The sequence below is a fragment of the Ancylomarina sp. YFZ004 genome, assembly GCF_054254355.1.
In genome coordinates, this window is sequence record NZ_JBTCHQ010000015.1 from 53,100 (window position 1) to 69,521 (window position 16,422).

General features: G+C 32.8%; 12 protein-coding genes. All 12 read left to right on the plus strand.

The window, feature by feature from the left end:
* Positions 1–5 precede the first annotated feature (5 nt).
* The 12 genes from ACXR6G_RS18240 to ACXR6G_RS18295 all read left to right on the plus strand — a co-directional run bounded on the left by ACXR6G_RS18240 (position 6) and on the right by ACXR6G_RS18295 (position 16,407).
* The gene (locus ACXR6G_RS18240; protein ID WP_458362890.1) at positions 6–2,147 is read left to right on the plus strand and encodes a DEAD/DEAH box helicase; all 2,142 of its coding nucleotides are present in this window, start codon (positions 6–8) and stop codon (positions 2,145–2,147) included.
* The gene (locus ACXR6G_RS18245) at positions 2,140–3,303 is read left to right on the plus strand and encodes a GIY-YIG nuclease family protein (protein WP_458362891.1); all 1,164 of its coding nucleotides are present in this window, start codon (positions 2,140–2,142) and stop codon (positions 3,301–3,303) included. Before ACXR6G_RS18240 ends, ACXR6G_RS18245 begins: the two co-directional genes overlap by 8 nt.
* 843 nt (positions 3,304–4,146) lie before the next feature.
* Entirely contained in the window at positions 4,147–4,887 is a 741-nt protein-coding gene (locus tag ACXR6G_RS18250; protein WP_458362892.1) for a DUF6261 family protein, read from the plus strand.
* A gap of 889 nt (positions 4,888–5,776) precedes the next feature.
* Complete coding sequence (locus ACXR6G_RS18255) at positions 5,777–8,932, plus strand: tubulin-like doman-containing protein (protein ID WP_458362893.1); 3,156 nt, start codon at positions 5,777–5,779, stop codon at positions 8,930–8,932.
* A 6-nt stretch (positions 8,933–8,938) separates the two neighbouring features.
* Positions 8,939–9,529: a hypothetical protein gene (locus ACXR6G_RS18260; protein ID WP_458362894.1), complete on the plus strand. Its 591-nt coding sequence runs from the start codon at positions 8,939–8,941 to the stop codon at positions 9,527–9,529.
* Positions 9,529–10,680, plus strand: a complete 1,152-nt coding sequence (locus tag ACXR6G_RS18265) for a hypothetical protein (protein WP_458362895.1) — start codon at positions 9,529–9,531, stop codon at positions 10,678–10,680. Before ACXR6G_RS18260 ends, ACXR6G_RS18265 begins: the two co-directional genes overlap by 1 nt.
* A gap of 8 nt (positions 10,681–10,688) precedes the next feature.
* On the plus strand, positions 10,689–11,549 hold the full coding sequence (locus ACXR6G_RS18270; protein WP_458362896.1) for a hypothetical protein: 861 nt from the start codon (positions 10,689–10,691) through the stop codon (positions 11,547–11,549).
* Positions 11,539–12,528 (plus strand): hypothetical protein, encoded by a 990-nt coding sequence (locus ACXR6G_RS18275; protein ID WP_458362897.1) that lies wholly within the window; start codon positions 11,539–11,541, stop codon positions 12,526–12,528. The genes ACXR6G_RS18270 and ACXR6G_RS18275 overlap by 11 nt, the downstream gene beginning before the upstream one ends.
* Positions 12,529–12,580: 52 nt before the next feature.
* Positions 12,581–13,978 carry a hypothetical protein gene (locus ACXR6G_RS18280; RefSeq protein ID WP_458362898.1) on the plus strand — a complete coding sequence of 466 codons (1,398 nt, stop codon included), beginning with the start codon at positions 12,581–12,583 and terminating at the stop codon, positions 13,976–13,978.
* Between the two features lie 112 nt (positions 13,979–14,090).
* The gene (locus ACXR6G_RS18285; RefSeq protein WP_458362899.1) at positions 14,091–14,522 is read left to right on the plus strand and encodes a hypothetical protein; all 432 of its coding nucleotides are present in this window, start codon (positions 14,091–14,093) and stop codon (positions 14,520–14,522) included.
* Positions 14,491–15,954, plus strand: a complete 1,464-nt coding sequence (locus tag ACXR6G_RS18290) for a hypothetical protein (protein WP_458362900.1) — start codon at positions 14,491–14,493, stop codon at positions 15,952–15,954. The genes ACXR6G_RS18285 and ACXR6G_RS18290 overlap by 32 nt, the downstream gene beginning before the upstream one ends.
* A gap of 231 nt (positions 15,955–16,185) precedes the next feature.
* Positions 16,186–16,407, plus strand: coding sequence for a hypothetical protein (locus tag ACXR6G_RS18295; RefSeq protein WP_458362901.1), 222 nt, complete (start codon positions 16,186–16,188; stop codon positions 16,405–16,407).
* Positions 16,408–16,422: the final 15 nt, after the last annotated feature.

Here is a 16,422-nt window from a genome sequence, read left to right on the forward strand (position 1 = left end):
AGAAGATGCCAGATATTGTTAAGGTTACTTACAAGCAAACAGGGAAAAGTGTAAATGTAGACGATACAGGAATGAGACCAATGGCTGCTCGTGCATACGAGGCGAGAGATTCTCAGTATTTGTTAGTTAAAGCCCCACCAGCCTCAGGAAAGTCAAGAGCATTGATGTTTATCGCTTTAGATAAATTAAAGAATCAAGGAATAAAAAAAGTCATTGTAGCAGTTCCCGAACGTTCAATAGGCAGTTCGTTTGCAAAGACCAATTTAATAAAACAAAATAATTTCTTTGCTAATTGGGAACCTAACGATCAATATAATCTTTGCACGCCTGGTAACGATGGGAGCAGTAGTAAGGTTAAGGCATTTCACAATTTCATGAACAATGGCGAACAAATACTCATTTGTACCCATGCTACCCTACGTTTTGCCTGTCAGGAATTAGAAGAAAGTGTATTCGACAATACCTTATTGGCTATTGATGAATTTCATCATGTTTCAGCTGATGCCGATAACCGTCTGGGTGATTTACTACGATTGGTCATGCAAAAATCATCGGCACATATTGTAGCTATGACGGGTTCGTATTTTAGGGGAGACTCTGTGCCTGTTTTAACACCCGAGAATGAAGCTAAGTTTACCAAGGTCACATATAACTATTACGAGCAGTTAAATGGTTATACTTACCTTAAATCATTAGGCATAGGTTATCATTTTTATCAGGGGCGTTACACAGAGGCTATTTTAGAGGTGCTTGATACCGATAAGAAGACGATCATACATATCCCTAATGTCAATTCTGGAGAATCAACCAAAATGAAAAATGATGAAGTTGATTTTATTATAGATGCCATAGGCTTAGTAACCAAACAAGATCATAACACAGGCGTTATCCATGTCAAACGACATACTGATGGGAAAATCCTAAAAATTGCGAACCTTGTAGACGATAATTCCAAAGAGCGTGATAAGATTGTAAATTATTTGAGAGAATGTAATGATGTTGATGATATAGATGTCATTATTGCCTTAGGAATGGCAAAGGAGGGTTTCGACTGGCCCTATTGTGAACATGCTTTAACAGTTGGGTATAGAGGATCTTTAACCGAGATTATTCAAATAATTGGTCGTGCCACACGTGATAGTAATAATAAAACGCATGCGCAATTTACCAATCTAATAGCTCGACCCAAGGCAGAAAAGAATTTGATAACACAATCAGTAAATAACATGCTTAAAGCCATTACAGCATCTTTACTTATGGAACAGATTTTAGCGCCAAACTGGAAGTTTAAAACTAAGCTGAATGATGATGATAAAGCAGAACCTGGCGAAATAAAAATAAGAGGACTAAAAGAACCAAGTTCAAAAAGAGTAAAAGATATTTTAGAATCTGATTTAAACGACCTAAAAGCTACAGTTTTGCAAAATAATAATATTCAGAAAGCTATGATGGGTACTATTGACCCTGAGGTTATGAATAAGGTTTTAATTCCTAATGTAATAAAAGCAAAGTATCCTGACTTAAATGAAGTGCAACTTGAAGAAGTTCGCCAATACTTAGTTCTCGAATCAGTAATAAAGAACAATGATATAGTCGATTTAAAAGAAATAAAAAAAGCAATCAGAGAGGATATCACAGTGCAGAAAGCATTGCTGGAAAATAAAAATGCTGAGGATATAAAAAGCGAATTGATTCCTAAGATAATAAAAACGATATATCCGAATTTAAGTAATGAAGACGCCAATACACTTGGTGAAATGATTGATGAAATTCCAAAAGAAAAGGATAAGAACAAGGACAATACAGACGATAAACGTTTTATAAAAATGGCGGGGTCGTTTGTAAATATCGACGATCTGCACATCGATCTTATCGATCAGGTTAATCCTTTTCAAAAAGCCTTCGAGGTATTATCAAAATCGGTTACAACGAAAGTGTTGAAGGTGATTCAAGATACTATTGAAGCTACTCGGATAAAAATGGATTTTGAAGAAGCTAAGGTTTTGTGGCCTAAAATTCAGGAGTTTATAAAAACCTATAATCGACAGCCAAGCCTGAATACTAATGATTCTCAGGAAAAAAGAATGGCCGAATGTGTGATTTATCTGAAAGAGGAAAAACGTAAAAGAGATACTGTAAATGGATAAGGATAAAATATTGGACGACATCTTTAGCAATGATCCTTTGGGTTTACTCAATGTAAAACCTAAAGCTTCGGCTGCCAGAAATGCTGATGAACGTCTATTGGCTTCATTTCAGGAGATTAACAATTTCTATGAGAAAAATAAAAGAGAGCCTGAACCTAGACAAAATGATATTTCTGAGTATCAACTTTATACTCGATTGAAGGGCTTACGCAATAGTGAGGATAAGATGTTGGCTCTAGAGTCAGTAGACAAATACAATTTGCTTCCAACGGTAACAAAAGAGATTAATACGATTGATGATATATTCGGAGATGATTCATTGGGTATTTTTGATGACGATGAAGCAGGTTTGTTCGCCTTAGAGCATATCCCAAAAGAGACAACAATGCCAGATTATGTTGCAAGAAGGAAAACATGTAAGGATTTTGTGGATTATGAGCTAATGCTCAAACAGACTCAATTGGAATTAGCAAAGGGTAAACGAAAGCTTAAGGTATTTAAAAATGAGCAGCAAATTGATAAAGGGTATTTCTTTATTTTAAATGGGGTTCTTTTATATGTTGCAAATGTTGGGATTAGGAAGTCTGATAAAAACGGTAAAGTAAATGCACGCTTGAGGTGTATTTTTGAGAATGGAACTGAATCAGATATGCTTTTGCGATCACTTGCAGCAGAATTATACAAAAATGGACAGAGAGTAACTGAGAATGATGATAAATTACTGGACAATTTTAATAATATTACGGATGAGGATGATGAAACGGGATTTATTTACGTCTTAAAATCAAAGAGTACAGATGTGGAGATTACATCAATCCAAAATCTCTACAAAATTGGTTTTTCAAAGTTTGATGTTCAAGATCGCATTAAAAATGCAGCGAATGAACCGACCTATTTAATGGCTCCGGTGACAGTTGAGGGAGAGTGGAAATGTTATAATATGAATCCTCATAAATTTGAACAATTGCTTCACAACTTCTTTGGGAATTCATGTTTGGATATTGATGTGTTTGATGCGAGAGGGAGAAGACACAAGCCTCGTGAATGGTTTGTTGCTCCATTTGCTGTTATTGAACAAGCAATAGAGTTAATTATAAATGGCAAAGTAGTCAATTATACATATGATAATGTAAATAAGACAATAATAGGTAAATAGCCAGATTGTATAATCCCTAGGTATCACGAGCTTATCGCTCGTGTTCTGTTTGTACAAAAAACACCAAGCCCAAATACCCTTTACCCTCAGATTTGTAATCTGAGGGTAAAGGCTTGTGATTTTTAATCCCATTTGTGTTGTTATGCAAGTGCGGTAAAAAATGGAATACATTAGAACTGACACCCGAAACATCGGGGTCAAAAATAGTCAGGTTCAATTTCACCCCAAAACTTTCCAAGCCCTTTATTCATAAGCCCCCGAGAGACTTCAGTTTTGCTTTGGGCTCTTTCCAAACAAAAAAGGAGCCTGTCTGAACGGCTGCAGGTTATCTCCAAACGAAAAAGAGACTGCTTGAATGGGCTCAAACCCTCCCAAATAAAAAAGAAGATGCCCTGAACCGGCTCAGCCTGTTTCCAAACAAAAAAGTGAGTGCCTGAACGGGCTCAGACTCTCCCCAAACAAAAAAATGATATCCAGAACCGGTTCAACCTATCTCCAAACAAAAAAAAGAGAGTCTAAACGGGTTCAGGTATGCTCCAAAGCAAAAAGGTTTCATTCTGAATGGGATTTGGGATATGTTTTGTGGAAGGATCATTTTGCCTTTTTTGGCTTAGTCTTCGGGTATGATCAAACTTTTTTTGCTTTCTATTCATAATAATGTTGTTTTTAGATATCTGTCTTGAGTGTAGTAGTGGCGGGGGTGTGTCTATCAGTTGTTTATGGTGTTTTGTGTTTTGATGATAACAAAAACATATTATTTTTTTTTAAGTGTGTAAAATGTTCTAAATTTAATAGTCACTTAACAAATGTCGATATTATTCACTATTCGAAAATTTTTGAGATATGTTTATTAAGATGATTTTTAGTTTGTTGCGTATTAACGAGTTTATTGGATATTGCAACGAGATTAAAACCTACCTGGCTTCCATCGAGATGGAAGGTTTGCAACTAGGCACCACGGTAGAAAAGTTAAACCTGAAGCAAGAAAAGGCTTTGGCGGCATCGAACCGTACCCGTTCGAGTCAGTATACCAATTGGTTGCATAAGAAAGATCATCGCAGAGATGAATCTTTTGTAGCTTTCCGTAAGCTGATGGAGGCCAGTACACATCGCAAAGACGATACTCTGGCTACTGCGGCAGATAAAATTTGTCGTACCATAAGAGCTCACGGCTGGTCCCTGCATGCTAAAGGCGTAAAGGTGCAGTCGGCAAAAATGGCCAGTCTGCTTAAGGAGCTGGAATTGGATGAGAATAAGGCTCTGATTGCGACTTTAAGCGCCGATACCTGGTATAAAGACATGGTAGATGATAATGCGGCCTACAATCAGTTGAATGAGGATAGAGCCAAAGCACAGCTAAGCAAGCTTGATTACGATACCGAAGAGGTGTATAAGGACTTGCGTTTAGCCTGCGAGGAGTTGTTCGATTCGATTGAGGTGCTGAACCGTATCAGCCCCAACGAAAAGTATGTTGAGATAGCCAATTTTATAAACGGCTCTACTCAAAAATACATGACGGCAGCACGTGCCCGTCAAACCAAAAATGAGAATGCAAATCCTGCATTAGAAGAAAAAGAGGTCTAAATAAAAAAAAGCTGAGGCTCCTTAATTCACGACTAAACCCGCGAAAGTTTATGAAAGGAATTCAGGGCCCCGGCTTACTGACAAAAATAAGATCATTTTGTTAGTTTTTATTCATCCTCAACCTATTTTTAACAACGACATTTGTTTAGATAAATCCTCCTTACTGTAAGGGGGATTTTTTGTGTGTCTCAGTTCTTTAGCTAGGTGAAGATGATTGATATTTTTTTGTTGGATAAACTTGACAGATTTGATAAGCTGTTTTTACTGGTTTTGTTTGTGCTTTCCACAATCATAATAAAATTTTTAAAACACATCTTTTAAAATTATTTATAATGGCAAGTTTAAATATCGAAAGTGTTACAATTGAATTTGGATCTAACTGATCCAGATATTGAAGCGGCCGATTTTTAGAAATTCACTTTTTCGTCAAGTTCTGGCGGTGAGCAGCTTTACCTTTATTTTCATAATTAATCGTGTTTTTAAACTATAACTATCTAGAATATGGATTTGTTTATTTAATTGCAATACATTTTAGCGGAGTTCTGATATGTTTTTTTTTAAAAGAGTCATAAGTTTAAGATAAACAGATATTTGTGACTTCTTCCTAAACTTGACAGATTTGACAGTTTTTTATGAAAAATATAAATGGTATTTTGTGAAACTAAAGATGTCTTCCAATGGAAGACATATCGTGGGATTATTTAAAATCACTATGTTGCAAACATAAACCAGAACAAATAAATCATAATTATTATTTCTATTATGGCAAACCATTTACACATAGGAATAGGAGTTACTGAATGAAAAGTATTAAAAGCTTTCAGAGAACAAATAATTAATAGAGAAAATAAATTTGAGATAGAATTCGACAAAACATAAAATAACTAAAATGGCAAACAATCACATAATTATTGGACTTGGTGGGCGTGGAGGCGCAGCATTGAAATCATTCAGAAAAATTCTTTTTAGAAATGCACTTACTAAAGAAAAAGCGAATAGTTACCCTATTCAATATTTGTATGTTGATTCAGATCCTCAAGACTTAAATAAGGGTTGGGATAAAGATTTGGGGATAGATTATGGAATAGATGATTGGGCAAAAATAAATACTCGGGAAAATGTTGAATGGGAAGATATTTATGAAAATCAATCAAATTATCCTACAATAACACCATGGCTTGGGGATAAATCTGCATGGCAAGAACTTTCTGTTAAAACAGAAAAAGGTTCAGGTCAATTAAGAAAATTAGGACGAGCATATTTTGCTGCAAGTGTATACAATGACAGAGATAATGCTTTCCCCAAGAATCTACAAATTGCATATGAGAATGTATGTAAGATCAGTGGTTCTAGTGCACAAACAACATATCACATAATTGCTGGATTATCTGGAGGAACTGGAAGTGGATCTGTAGTTGATGTTATTAGCTTAGTAAGTAAACATATTTCTGCAAATAGTCTTAACGAGGATAGAATAGTTGTTTATGCCTATTTACCTGAAAGAAATGTTCAAGGAAAAGATTCTCTTGGTTACTATTATCCAAATGCTTATGCAGCATTGAAAGAAATAAATGCAATTGGTATCCGTGCAGAATCGGGGGAAAATAAATACCACTATAAACCTATAGATATTCAGGAGTTTACTCGAGGGAGTGGAAATAGAATTGATGCGCAATATACTAGCTGTTTCGTGTTCTCAAATGAGAATGAAAATAATCTGGTTATTGATTACGATAATGAGTTGCCTGAAATGATTGGTGATTTCTTGTATCAGTCGGTCGTAAATCTACCCCTATCAAAAGAAGGGCATGATGCATATAAAAAGCTAACTGAAAATAGTACAATTATTTCAGAATTGGATAAGTTTTCTGGTGAAAAGGAAAGGGCTTTGAATTTCGCCAGTGCTTCCGTGAAAAAAGTTGAAATCCCAGAAATGGAGGTTGTTGATTTATATGGTGCTTGGTTGGCGCAACAATTTTTAAATCAGCAGTATTATAATAATTGGTCCGATGGTAAGGGGTATATTGATAAAAAAGGGGAAGATGTTACTGTTAATTATGTTGAAAAATCGGGTAAAGACAATATTTTAAAAGCTTGTAATCTAACCTTAGATTATTTATCCCTTAAGACTCCACATGGAAGTGAGGATTTTAAAAATGCTGATTCAGAATTTTTAGACATTAGTGAAACCTTGAAGAGAAATTCAGAAAAAGTCTATACTTCGGGAAAAGAAAAAGAACCAATTATGTACTTTAATAACTACATGAATGGATTTTATTCCAGCCAATTTAGAGGGATCGGCGTTGAGAAATATTGGCATGAAAAAAGCCAAGATATCAATCAGCAGATTGATTTCTTTTATAAAAGAACAGAGGAGTATTTATTTGATTTGTGGATATCTAAAGGGGATCGTGTGCTTGGTATCAATGAATTAAACCTGATCGTAGATAGGTTGAAAACAAAATTGTTAGAAATATCGTCAGTTGCATCTAGAAGAGTTGGGCATTTAACTGATCCTGGTGAATTTGATGTTACTAATGCTGATTTTACTATTTCAGGCTGCAATAGAGAAATATCAAAACTACTGGTCGATTTTAAAAAACCATTGAAGAGCTCAAAAAAGGCTTTTGAGTCAGCCGCTTGGTTTATACAAAAACTATACACTAACAAAATGGAAGTTGTTTCTTACAATTTTTCCATACAATTGATTGATCGATTAATTAAGAAATTTGATGAACTCTCTGTTACGATAAAGAAAATATCAGCGAATGTATTGGATGCAAATGAAAAAATTGTTGATACGGTAAGTGAAAAGTACAAAATATTTAATCCAAATAATAAAGAATCATACAGGACTAACAGTGTTGAGATGCTTTATGAAAAGGGAGGCGTGGAACGAGAGTTTGATATTATATTGAATGAACAAAATATTTTATTGGATGAGTTTATTCAATTTAGAAAATTAATTACTAATAGTAGAGGCGCTTCCTTTTCCGATTTATTAAACAATATGGATAGTGATTCTCTAACAAAAGGTTATCTATATCATTTGAATTCCAGGATTCCGCAAATTTACAAGCTTCTTGAAGAAGTTGGAAAAATAAAAGGAGATGATAAATTAGTAGGAAGAAATGTCCTCAATTATTTTCAAAATAGCTTTTCAAAAGATGAATTGGCAAGTTATTTTAAAAACTTAAGTAATAAGTCGGGTGTTTATGCAAAATTATCAAGTACCAAATCGGAAACTTTGGATACAACATCTCTGAAAAATTACGCATCTGACATTTATATTATATTAGTTCCTAAGTATAAAGTTAATGAAAAGGCAGAAGAGTTTGAGCAAGAGTTTAAAAGTATGTTGAAGCAAACATTCCCAAATTCAGAAATTGTTGTTTCTCCTGATGCTCAAAGAAATAATTCAATAACTATTTTTAAAGCAAGAGCTAATATGGCTTTAAGAAGTTTTGATATAGTTAGCAAAATGATGCATGACAAATATGAAACAATATTCATGAATGATTTTAAAACTGCTGCTCTCACATTGCACACTGAAGGTTCTTCTAATAATTACCCGAAAATAGTTCCATTCAATGATAATCAAAAGGAAGGCGCTTGGAATAAAATGTTTAAAGCTGAAGTTTTACCTTATTTCTTATTAGCCTATGGTATTGGGTATGTTGGTAAGGATAAGGGTAAGTATTTCGTAAACATGGATCCTGATAATGCGTCAAGCACTGAATTTTTTGATATCTCAAATGGAACCGATAAGTTTTATGAAATTGGCAATTTTCTTTTCAAAAATGACATATTAGAGGAGAAGCTTTTAGATGATCGTTTGTACAATATTCTAACAAAGAGAATTGAAGAATTCATAAATATCAGAAGTAATAAAAAGGCAGAAGTTAGAGAAATATGGGTTAATAAAATTAATACTGATATTATTCCTTCAATTTTAGCTGAAGATTATGAAAATGATAAAATGGATAAAGAATATCATGCAGTACTACAGGCAAAAGAATATTTAGTAGAAACAATTTTAAAATAAAGTAACATGAGTAAGTTTGTTTGCAATAACCCTATTTGTGAAAATTTTGACAAAGAAATTTCAGAAAATGACATTATTGAGAATTCTTTAGGCGAATCTTGTTGTCCTGCCTGTAAGATGCCTGTGGAAGATAAAGATGCTCCTGTGTCAAGTGGTGGAGGGCTTGGAGGTCCCCCAAATTCAGATTCAGGTAGTAAAAAAAGAATAATTATAATTGCTGCTATAGTAGTTATAGCGATTATTGCCGGAGTGATTTTTATGCTTAACAGCGGAGAAGCTGAACCTACTCCAGAAGAACAAGTTGTGGAGAAAGTGGTAGAGCCGGTCAAAACAGATTCAAAAACACCTGCAGGAACACAATCATTAACTTTTGATGGTGGCAGTAAATATGTCGGTGAGGTGAAAGATGCTAAAATGCACGGCTTAGGTAATTATTACTATGGCCAAAAAGAGCGTATTTCCCAAAAAGACCTAAAGAAGCGTATGGCAGAAAAGGGAGATTATATTAGCGGGGAATTCTTCGAAGGAAATATAGTATCCGGCAAATTATATGATAGCCAAAATAATTTGAAAGAGGTTATAATGATAGGTAGATAATGAAAAAAATATTCTTCATATTATTTCTCTCACTTATCGGCACTTGGGTGGTAGCACAGGAAGTATCTGTTTCTGCAAAGTTAAACGAGGTATTTTCAATGCTACCATTAGAGTGCAAAAATCAGGTTAATAGTGCATCAAATAACAATGTTAAATGTAATATAAGAGGTGACGAAGTTGAATTAAAAGTATTATTCAATAACACAGGACAATTAACTCATATAGGTTTAAATCTATTCTCTTTCAACGAAAAACTTATTTTTAGCCCTGAAGTATTATCATTTATGGAAAGGTCGATGTTAGAGTATTTGTTGTTAGGTGATGTTTCATTTATTAAGAAAAAAATAAGCGAAGACAAAATTGAATTACGGTTAAATAATAATTCTTTGGGTGAACCTGGCTTTAAAACCTTAAAAAATACAATTCCGATATTATGTGGTCCATATGATTTTGCGATAAAATATGATGGTATCAACTATTCAGCTATTTTCAGACAGGGGTTAAATGAATTTGTTATGAAATTTCCTGCCAATAATAATGTTATAACAGGAATGGATAAAAAGGAGTATGGAGAACAAATCTCATCATTATTGATGAACTATAAGCCTAATTATAAATTGCCGAACCTTGATATTGAAGCTTCTTCTCTGGTAAAATACAAAGACAGTATAAAGGTGAGTATTGGCGATAGTTATTTTAAGGCGATTACGTCAAATAAGTACTATGAAATTGATACGACCCAGGATATTCAACTTGTATTTTCTGATCAATACCCTTTAGAATCCTTTTCAAATATTTTTCTGGTTCCTTTCGATTCAAATAAAAATATTGATTTAAAAATAAAGCATAAAATTTATGGTGATGAAGTATTGGAATATGAAATGCCATTAGTCAACTTTCTCTTGTTTTTTGAAGAGGAGTTTTATTATTATTTTGGTGTTGAAGATTCGGATGATGAGACGTTAGTGGGAACTTTAATCATGCATAACAAAGGCTTAAACTTTATCAATCTATTATCGGTTGAAACAGTCAAAAACGATTTGTTCGGAGAACATCCGATAATTAATGCAAGCTTTTATACAAATATACCCTCTGATAATATTAAGAATTTATTTTCTGAGTATGACAATGAATCTGACATAAATAATTAAACATGTTTGTGAAAATAAGAATAAGCGTTTCGGTTTTAATGAGTTTTATGCTGATTGTTGGTAGCGTTACCAATGTGGATGCTCAAAATTCAAAGAGAATAGAATTAGAGAGAGAAATAAAAACCAAGCCTAATTATATTTATATGCAATCAGTCCAAGGGGATACTGTTAAAGGTAAAATATTGGCAGCAGACTTGTTTTGGTCTTCGGAAAATATTAAAAATGAATTATCATCTAATAAGACTTTGAAAAAAGATAATATAGAATACATCATAAAGCCGAGAGGCCCAAAATATATGATCATTACCTATATTGATAAAACATCTAAAGGAGTAATAAGTACCCCAAAAAATGAGTCGAAAACAACTACGGGATGGAAGTTAAATATGCCTGTTGAGAATGCTAAAGGAACTGAATCAGTTGCAACACCTGCTGAAGAAAAGCTTAAGATAATTAGTAAGTCGGTCATTAAAAATGAAGATTCTGTCATTGATAAAAAAGAGATCGCAGAAAAACCAGCTACTATAGTTGTAGAAAAATCTATTACTATAAATGAAAAGAATAATGATGAGATATTTCAAACATCAAGTGCCATATTGAACCACCTCGCTAAACTATCTGGATTTAATGATATTGTTGGTTATTTGAAGGAACAAAAGATGAAAGGTAAATTAGTTTATAGTTACCGCTATGATGCCTTTAAGGACAATATTAAGGAATGTTATTTTATTGTATTTAGTTCTAATACTGATGAGCTGTTAATGATTTTGGATAAAGGTACTACAAGCCGGATGAATGTTCTAAATTCGAAAATGGTTTCTATTAGCGAGAGCAAAAATGAAAAAAAAATCTATGTATATGAATTTTAAAATTAAGGTAACAGCAGTGCTGGCTCTGTTAATGCTGTCATCACAGATAATATTCGCGCAATTTAACACTAAAGTAATTGTTACGGATTTAACAAATAAGACATTGAAAAAAACAATGCAATCCAATGCATCTGTTTTTTTATCGGAAATTAATACTGCATTTGCAAAGAAAACAAAACCAAGAATTTCGTCCAAAATAATTTCTAATGAGGCTATTTCATCATTACTCTCCATGTGGGAAATGAGTAATTTCAGATGTTACGAAACTGATATTATCGAAAGAGCAATTAAACGCGCACAAGGTGGTTACGAAATTAGAAATATACCAATCTTTATGCAGGAAGCACCTGAGGAGGATCAGTATCAAGAAATGGTTTTTGTGTTCTCAGATAATGGCATGATAGATAATATATACATATCTATGGAGACGAATAGGTATAACAAATTGATTAGTGAAGGCGAAGGCGTTACGGAGTACAAAAGGAGGCAGATAATTCTTGATTTTTTAGAAAACTTCAGAACCGCTTATAACAGAAAAGACATCGATTATTTAAATAAAGTTTATAGTGAGGATGCACTTATTATAACTGGAAAGGTGATTACGGTTACGCCTGCCAATAAGGATATGTCAAAGAAATATTTAAGTGATAAAATTATCACCTATCAAAAACAAACTAAAGAACAATACTTATCAAAGCTTAAGGGTGTATTTCAAAAAAACTCTTACATAAACATTAAATTCTCTGAGATAGAGATAAAAAAGCACAGAAAATACCCTGATATATATGGGGTAAATATGATGCAAGGATGGAATACCACAAGGTATAGTGATGTTGGTTACTTATTCCTAATGATAGATTTTTCGGATGATAACAATCCATTAATCCATGTAAGAACATGGCAACCAGAAAAAATTGGAAATATAACATTGAGTGAAGATGAAAAATTCAAATTAGAAATGTTTAATCCTCAGAAGTAAGTAATTATAAAGTTACTTAAAATACATATCTAATATTAACTGACAACACATTATGAAAAGGACGTGGGTGTTTCTCATTTCATTACTTTGCTTGGTATTATCACAAGAGGTCTACTCGCAATCCACTATAAAATGGGAAATAGATAAAAAGGCGGGTAAGGAAGTAAAAGAAAAAGTTCCTGAGGGAAAGACATTATTAATATTTGACACACCGGTTGACTTAAAGTTTGAGTCGAGTGTAGAGAATATTGATCAACCTCATAAAAATGGTGGACAATATTATTTATATGTAAGTGATGGCCCTCAAGCTATTACTATAAATTACTTTGGTAACTATACTATTAATTTTGGGCAATTGATGGATCCCAATAGTCTGCCTTCATTAAAAAGCAAGGAAATCGTATTTTTTAGAATATCTGCAATTAATGAGCTTGAATATTATGATATTACTAAAAAGGAGAAAGCCAAGGGGAATATTGGATTACCTGTAGGAGTTAATGTTTCTGATGCTTTGGTTGTACTCAATGTTTTTCCTCCAGACATGGAAATTGAGATATCTGATGAGAATGATGAAATTACCAAACTATCTAAGGGAAATGGTGTTTTAAAGGTGTTTTTAACTGCTCCAGGCAATCATATTTTGAAAATTAACCAATCAGATATGGGTACTACAAGCATTGAAATTAATACTTTGGAAACAAAAGAAACCCGATTTTACTTGATAAGAAAACCTATCACATTAGATGATTATAATGATAACATAGAGTCTGCGAATACGCTTGATTTGGATGAGAAATTAATTGGGTATTGGGCTGGAAATCTGGGGTCGAAAAAAACATTTGTTGATATTCAGGATATCAATTCTGGTGTTTTAACCGGGCGATTATATCAGGATGGTATTTATCACAAAATTACGGGTGTAGTTAAATCTAAATCAAACGGTGAATATTATATCACTGTTAGCAAATCACAAACGGAACTGAGTAATAAGAGTGGAACTTTAGACTTCTTTATTAAAATGGGGGTAGGCAGTGGTATTTGGATTTCAGGTGATGGGCAAGTAAGTGATTTTAACATTATGAAAGCAAATGAAATTCCCCAAGAACATACAAGCGAAGAACTAAGCAAATTAAAGCAACTTAAATCTAAGATTGAAGGCAAGTGGATTGATAGTCAAAAAACACTAATTGAGTCCATAACGATTAACAGCCTTACTTTCAATAATAATATTACAGGTACAGTTTCAGGAAAAGATCAAATACAATGCTCTTTTGCTGGAACGATAAATGAAAGGCATGACAAAATTAGCTTAGTAATTAATATTCCAGGCGATTGTGGAAAAACTGCCGGAGTAATGATGCTAACGCTTAATCAAAATACTGCAAATGGCTTTTTCACTTCGAATGATGGAATGAGCATGTTAAATATGAAATTCATGAAATATGAATAATTAGAAAAAATATGAGCAAATGGACCAATCCAATAAATACTTGCTATATGTAAGCTTCTTATCCTTATTTACTGGGATTTTAATCTATATTATTTTCAGGTCAAATGAGATAATGGTTTTCGATTTATTTAAAGGAACCTTTATTGAAGAGATCATAAGTTACAGAAGCCAGTATTTCTACTTAAAAAATGAATTATACCCTAATTGGTTTATTTATAATCTGCCTGACGGGTTATGGGTTTTTTCTTGGGTTACTTTGATGTTATTCATCTGGCATGATGAAAACAGTGTTTTAAGTTTTTTTTGCATATTGGCTATTCCTTTTATATCAATCATTCATGAATATGGTCAAAAATATGATCTGTTTTCAGGAACTTTTGATATCCTAGATATTACTTCATACTTAATAGCAACATTAATACCAATAGTTTTTTTTTTATTAAAAGAACACTTCATTTTAAATATTGTAAAAAGCCGCAATATTAGTTTATCAAAAAAAAATAGTTTTAGACATGATCAAAGAAGAAATAAGAGATTTAATTAAATTAGCTATTGCTGATGGTAAGATAACAAAACAAGAAAGATCAGTTATTCTTAAAAAAGCTAAAGCTCTAGGCGATGATGTGGACGAAGTAGAAATGATATTGGATGCCGAGCTTATTCAAAAGAACGAAAAGCTAGGGCTCATTCATAAAAACCACAGGAGCTTTAAAATGAGTAAAAAACTAATGACTACCTTAATAGTGCTTGGTGTTTTTTTGATTCTTGCTACTTATACTAAGGTAAGTAATCATTATTCAGATATAACTGAAAAAAATGAGTGGGCGAGAAATGCTGCAGAATCAACTGCAGAAACGGAGTCGTTGGAAAATATTGAGTCAAAAATTATTATTGGAATTCAGAAGGGGCAATCTAAAGAGGAGTTGTTAGTTCTAGTAAGCAAGCTTAAGTCATCTATACACCGTCGTGCAGATGGGCTAAAAAATAACATAATTGAACCAGATAAGCGCAATGAGGAATATGATGGTTCTTATAGTTCATACTGCACAAAAAAAAGAGGCATTTATAAAGAAATTATTATGGATGGAATTTCAATTGAGGAATATTTAAATAATAATAGTCCTAAAATGAAAATGAAAGATTTACTAAAAAGCAACAAATTTGATGAAGCTGAAAGTCTCCTTGAATTAATAACCGATTGGGTTTCGAAGAAGGAGATGAAAGAAGAATTGTTGAGTTCTAGATTCTCATATTATCTTAAGAGTAATCAAATAGAAAAAGCATATCAGTCAATTCAAAGTCTTAGACCAAAAGAATGTAGCTTTTCTGAAATAGATTATCATGATGGTAGTGGCAGTAACAGTTCATGGAACGATTATGCAAATTTATATAATTCAAATCTAGATCAAATAGTTGGTGTGTATATAGAAAAGAGATTGTTTGAAAAAGCAAGAGCAATTGCCACATCATATAAGGGTAACGCAAAAATAACTGGTCCCGTAGACCCAGAAAAGACATCGTATGGTGCCAAGTATAAATATGAATTAGATAATAGTCATAAGAATTCAAAAGTTGCTGAAATTCAAATTTATATCAAACAATCGCATAAGGTTACTTCAATACAACCTACAAAAAAAACTGTTAAGAAAGAAAAAGTATACGTGACTCTAAATAATACTTACTTAGGTCTTTATATTTTTCAATCAGAAGAAGGAAATACCCGTTTCTATAAATTCATCAAAAACCCAACAGCTAAGGCAATTAAAGTATTATATCAAGATAACCTCAGTGGTACAGTTAAAATGGAAAACTTCCTGCTTACGAGTTTTGTTGAAACTACTGGAGAAGTTGTAATAAAAGGTGAAAAGAATAAAAATGATAAAGTTAAATTAATTTTCAGAAAAGATCCTGATAGTAACAATGGTTTCAAGCTAATGGATACAAAAGGAGTGGGATATACATTTGTTTCGCATTAGAAATTAAGCAATCTGCTAATTATTAGAGGTAAAATAAAGAGCACTCTAGTGCACCCTTAGAGGGTTGTTAAAATCAAACGATCTAATTCTTAATATAAAATTTGAGAATGTTCTAATACTTGTAATAGGTATTGTAGAATTTCTCTTAATCCAATATTATTCTTTTAGGGAGTAAGAAATAGTATCATATTTTATTTTCACTACTAACATATAATCTTAAAATTTAATAGAATGAGCTATAAATGCAATTATTGTGGTAAAATTACAAATGATAGAGGTCCATACCGTAAAGAGTATTGTTCTCATTCGCCATCTGACAGACACGAATGGAGAGGATTAAGTAATGATTTTTCTAATGATACGAAGTGGAGTGAATCGCTAGTTGGTCGTTATTGGAAAACTTTTCTTTTCCTTTTTCTACTATTTGTTTTGTATTCTTGGTTTTTTGCATAAAAATACAATGTTTCA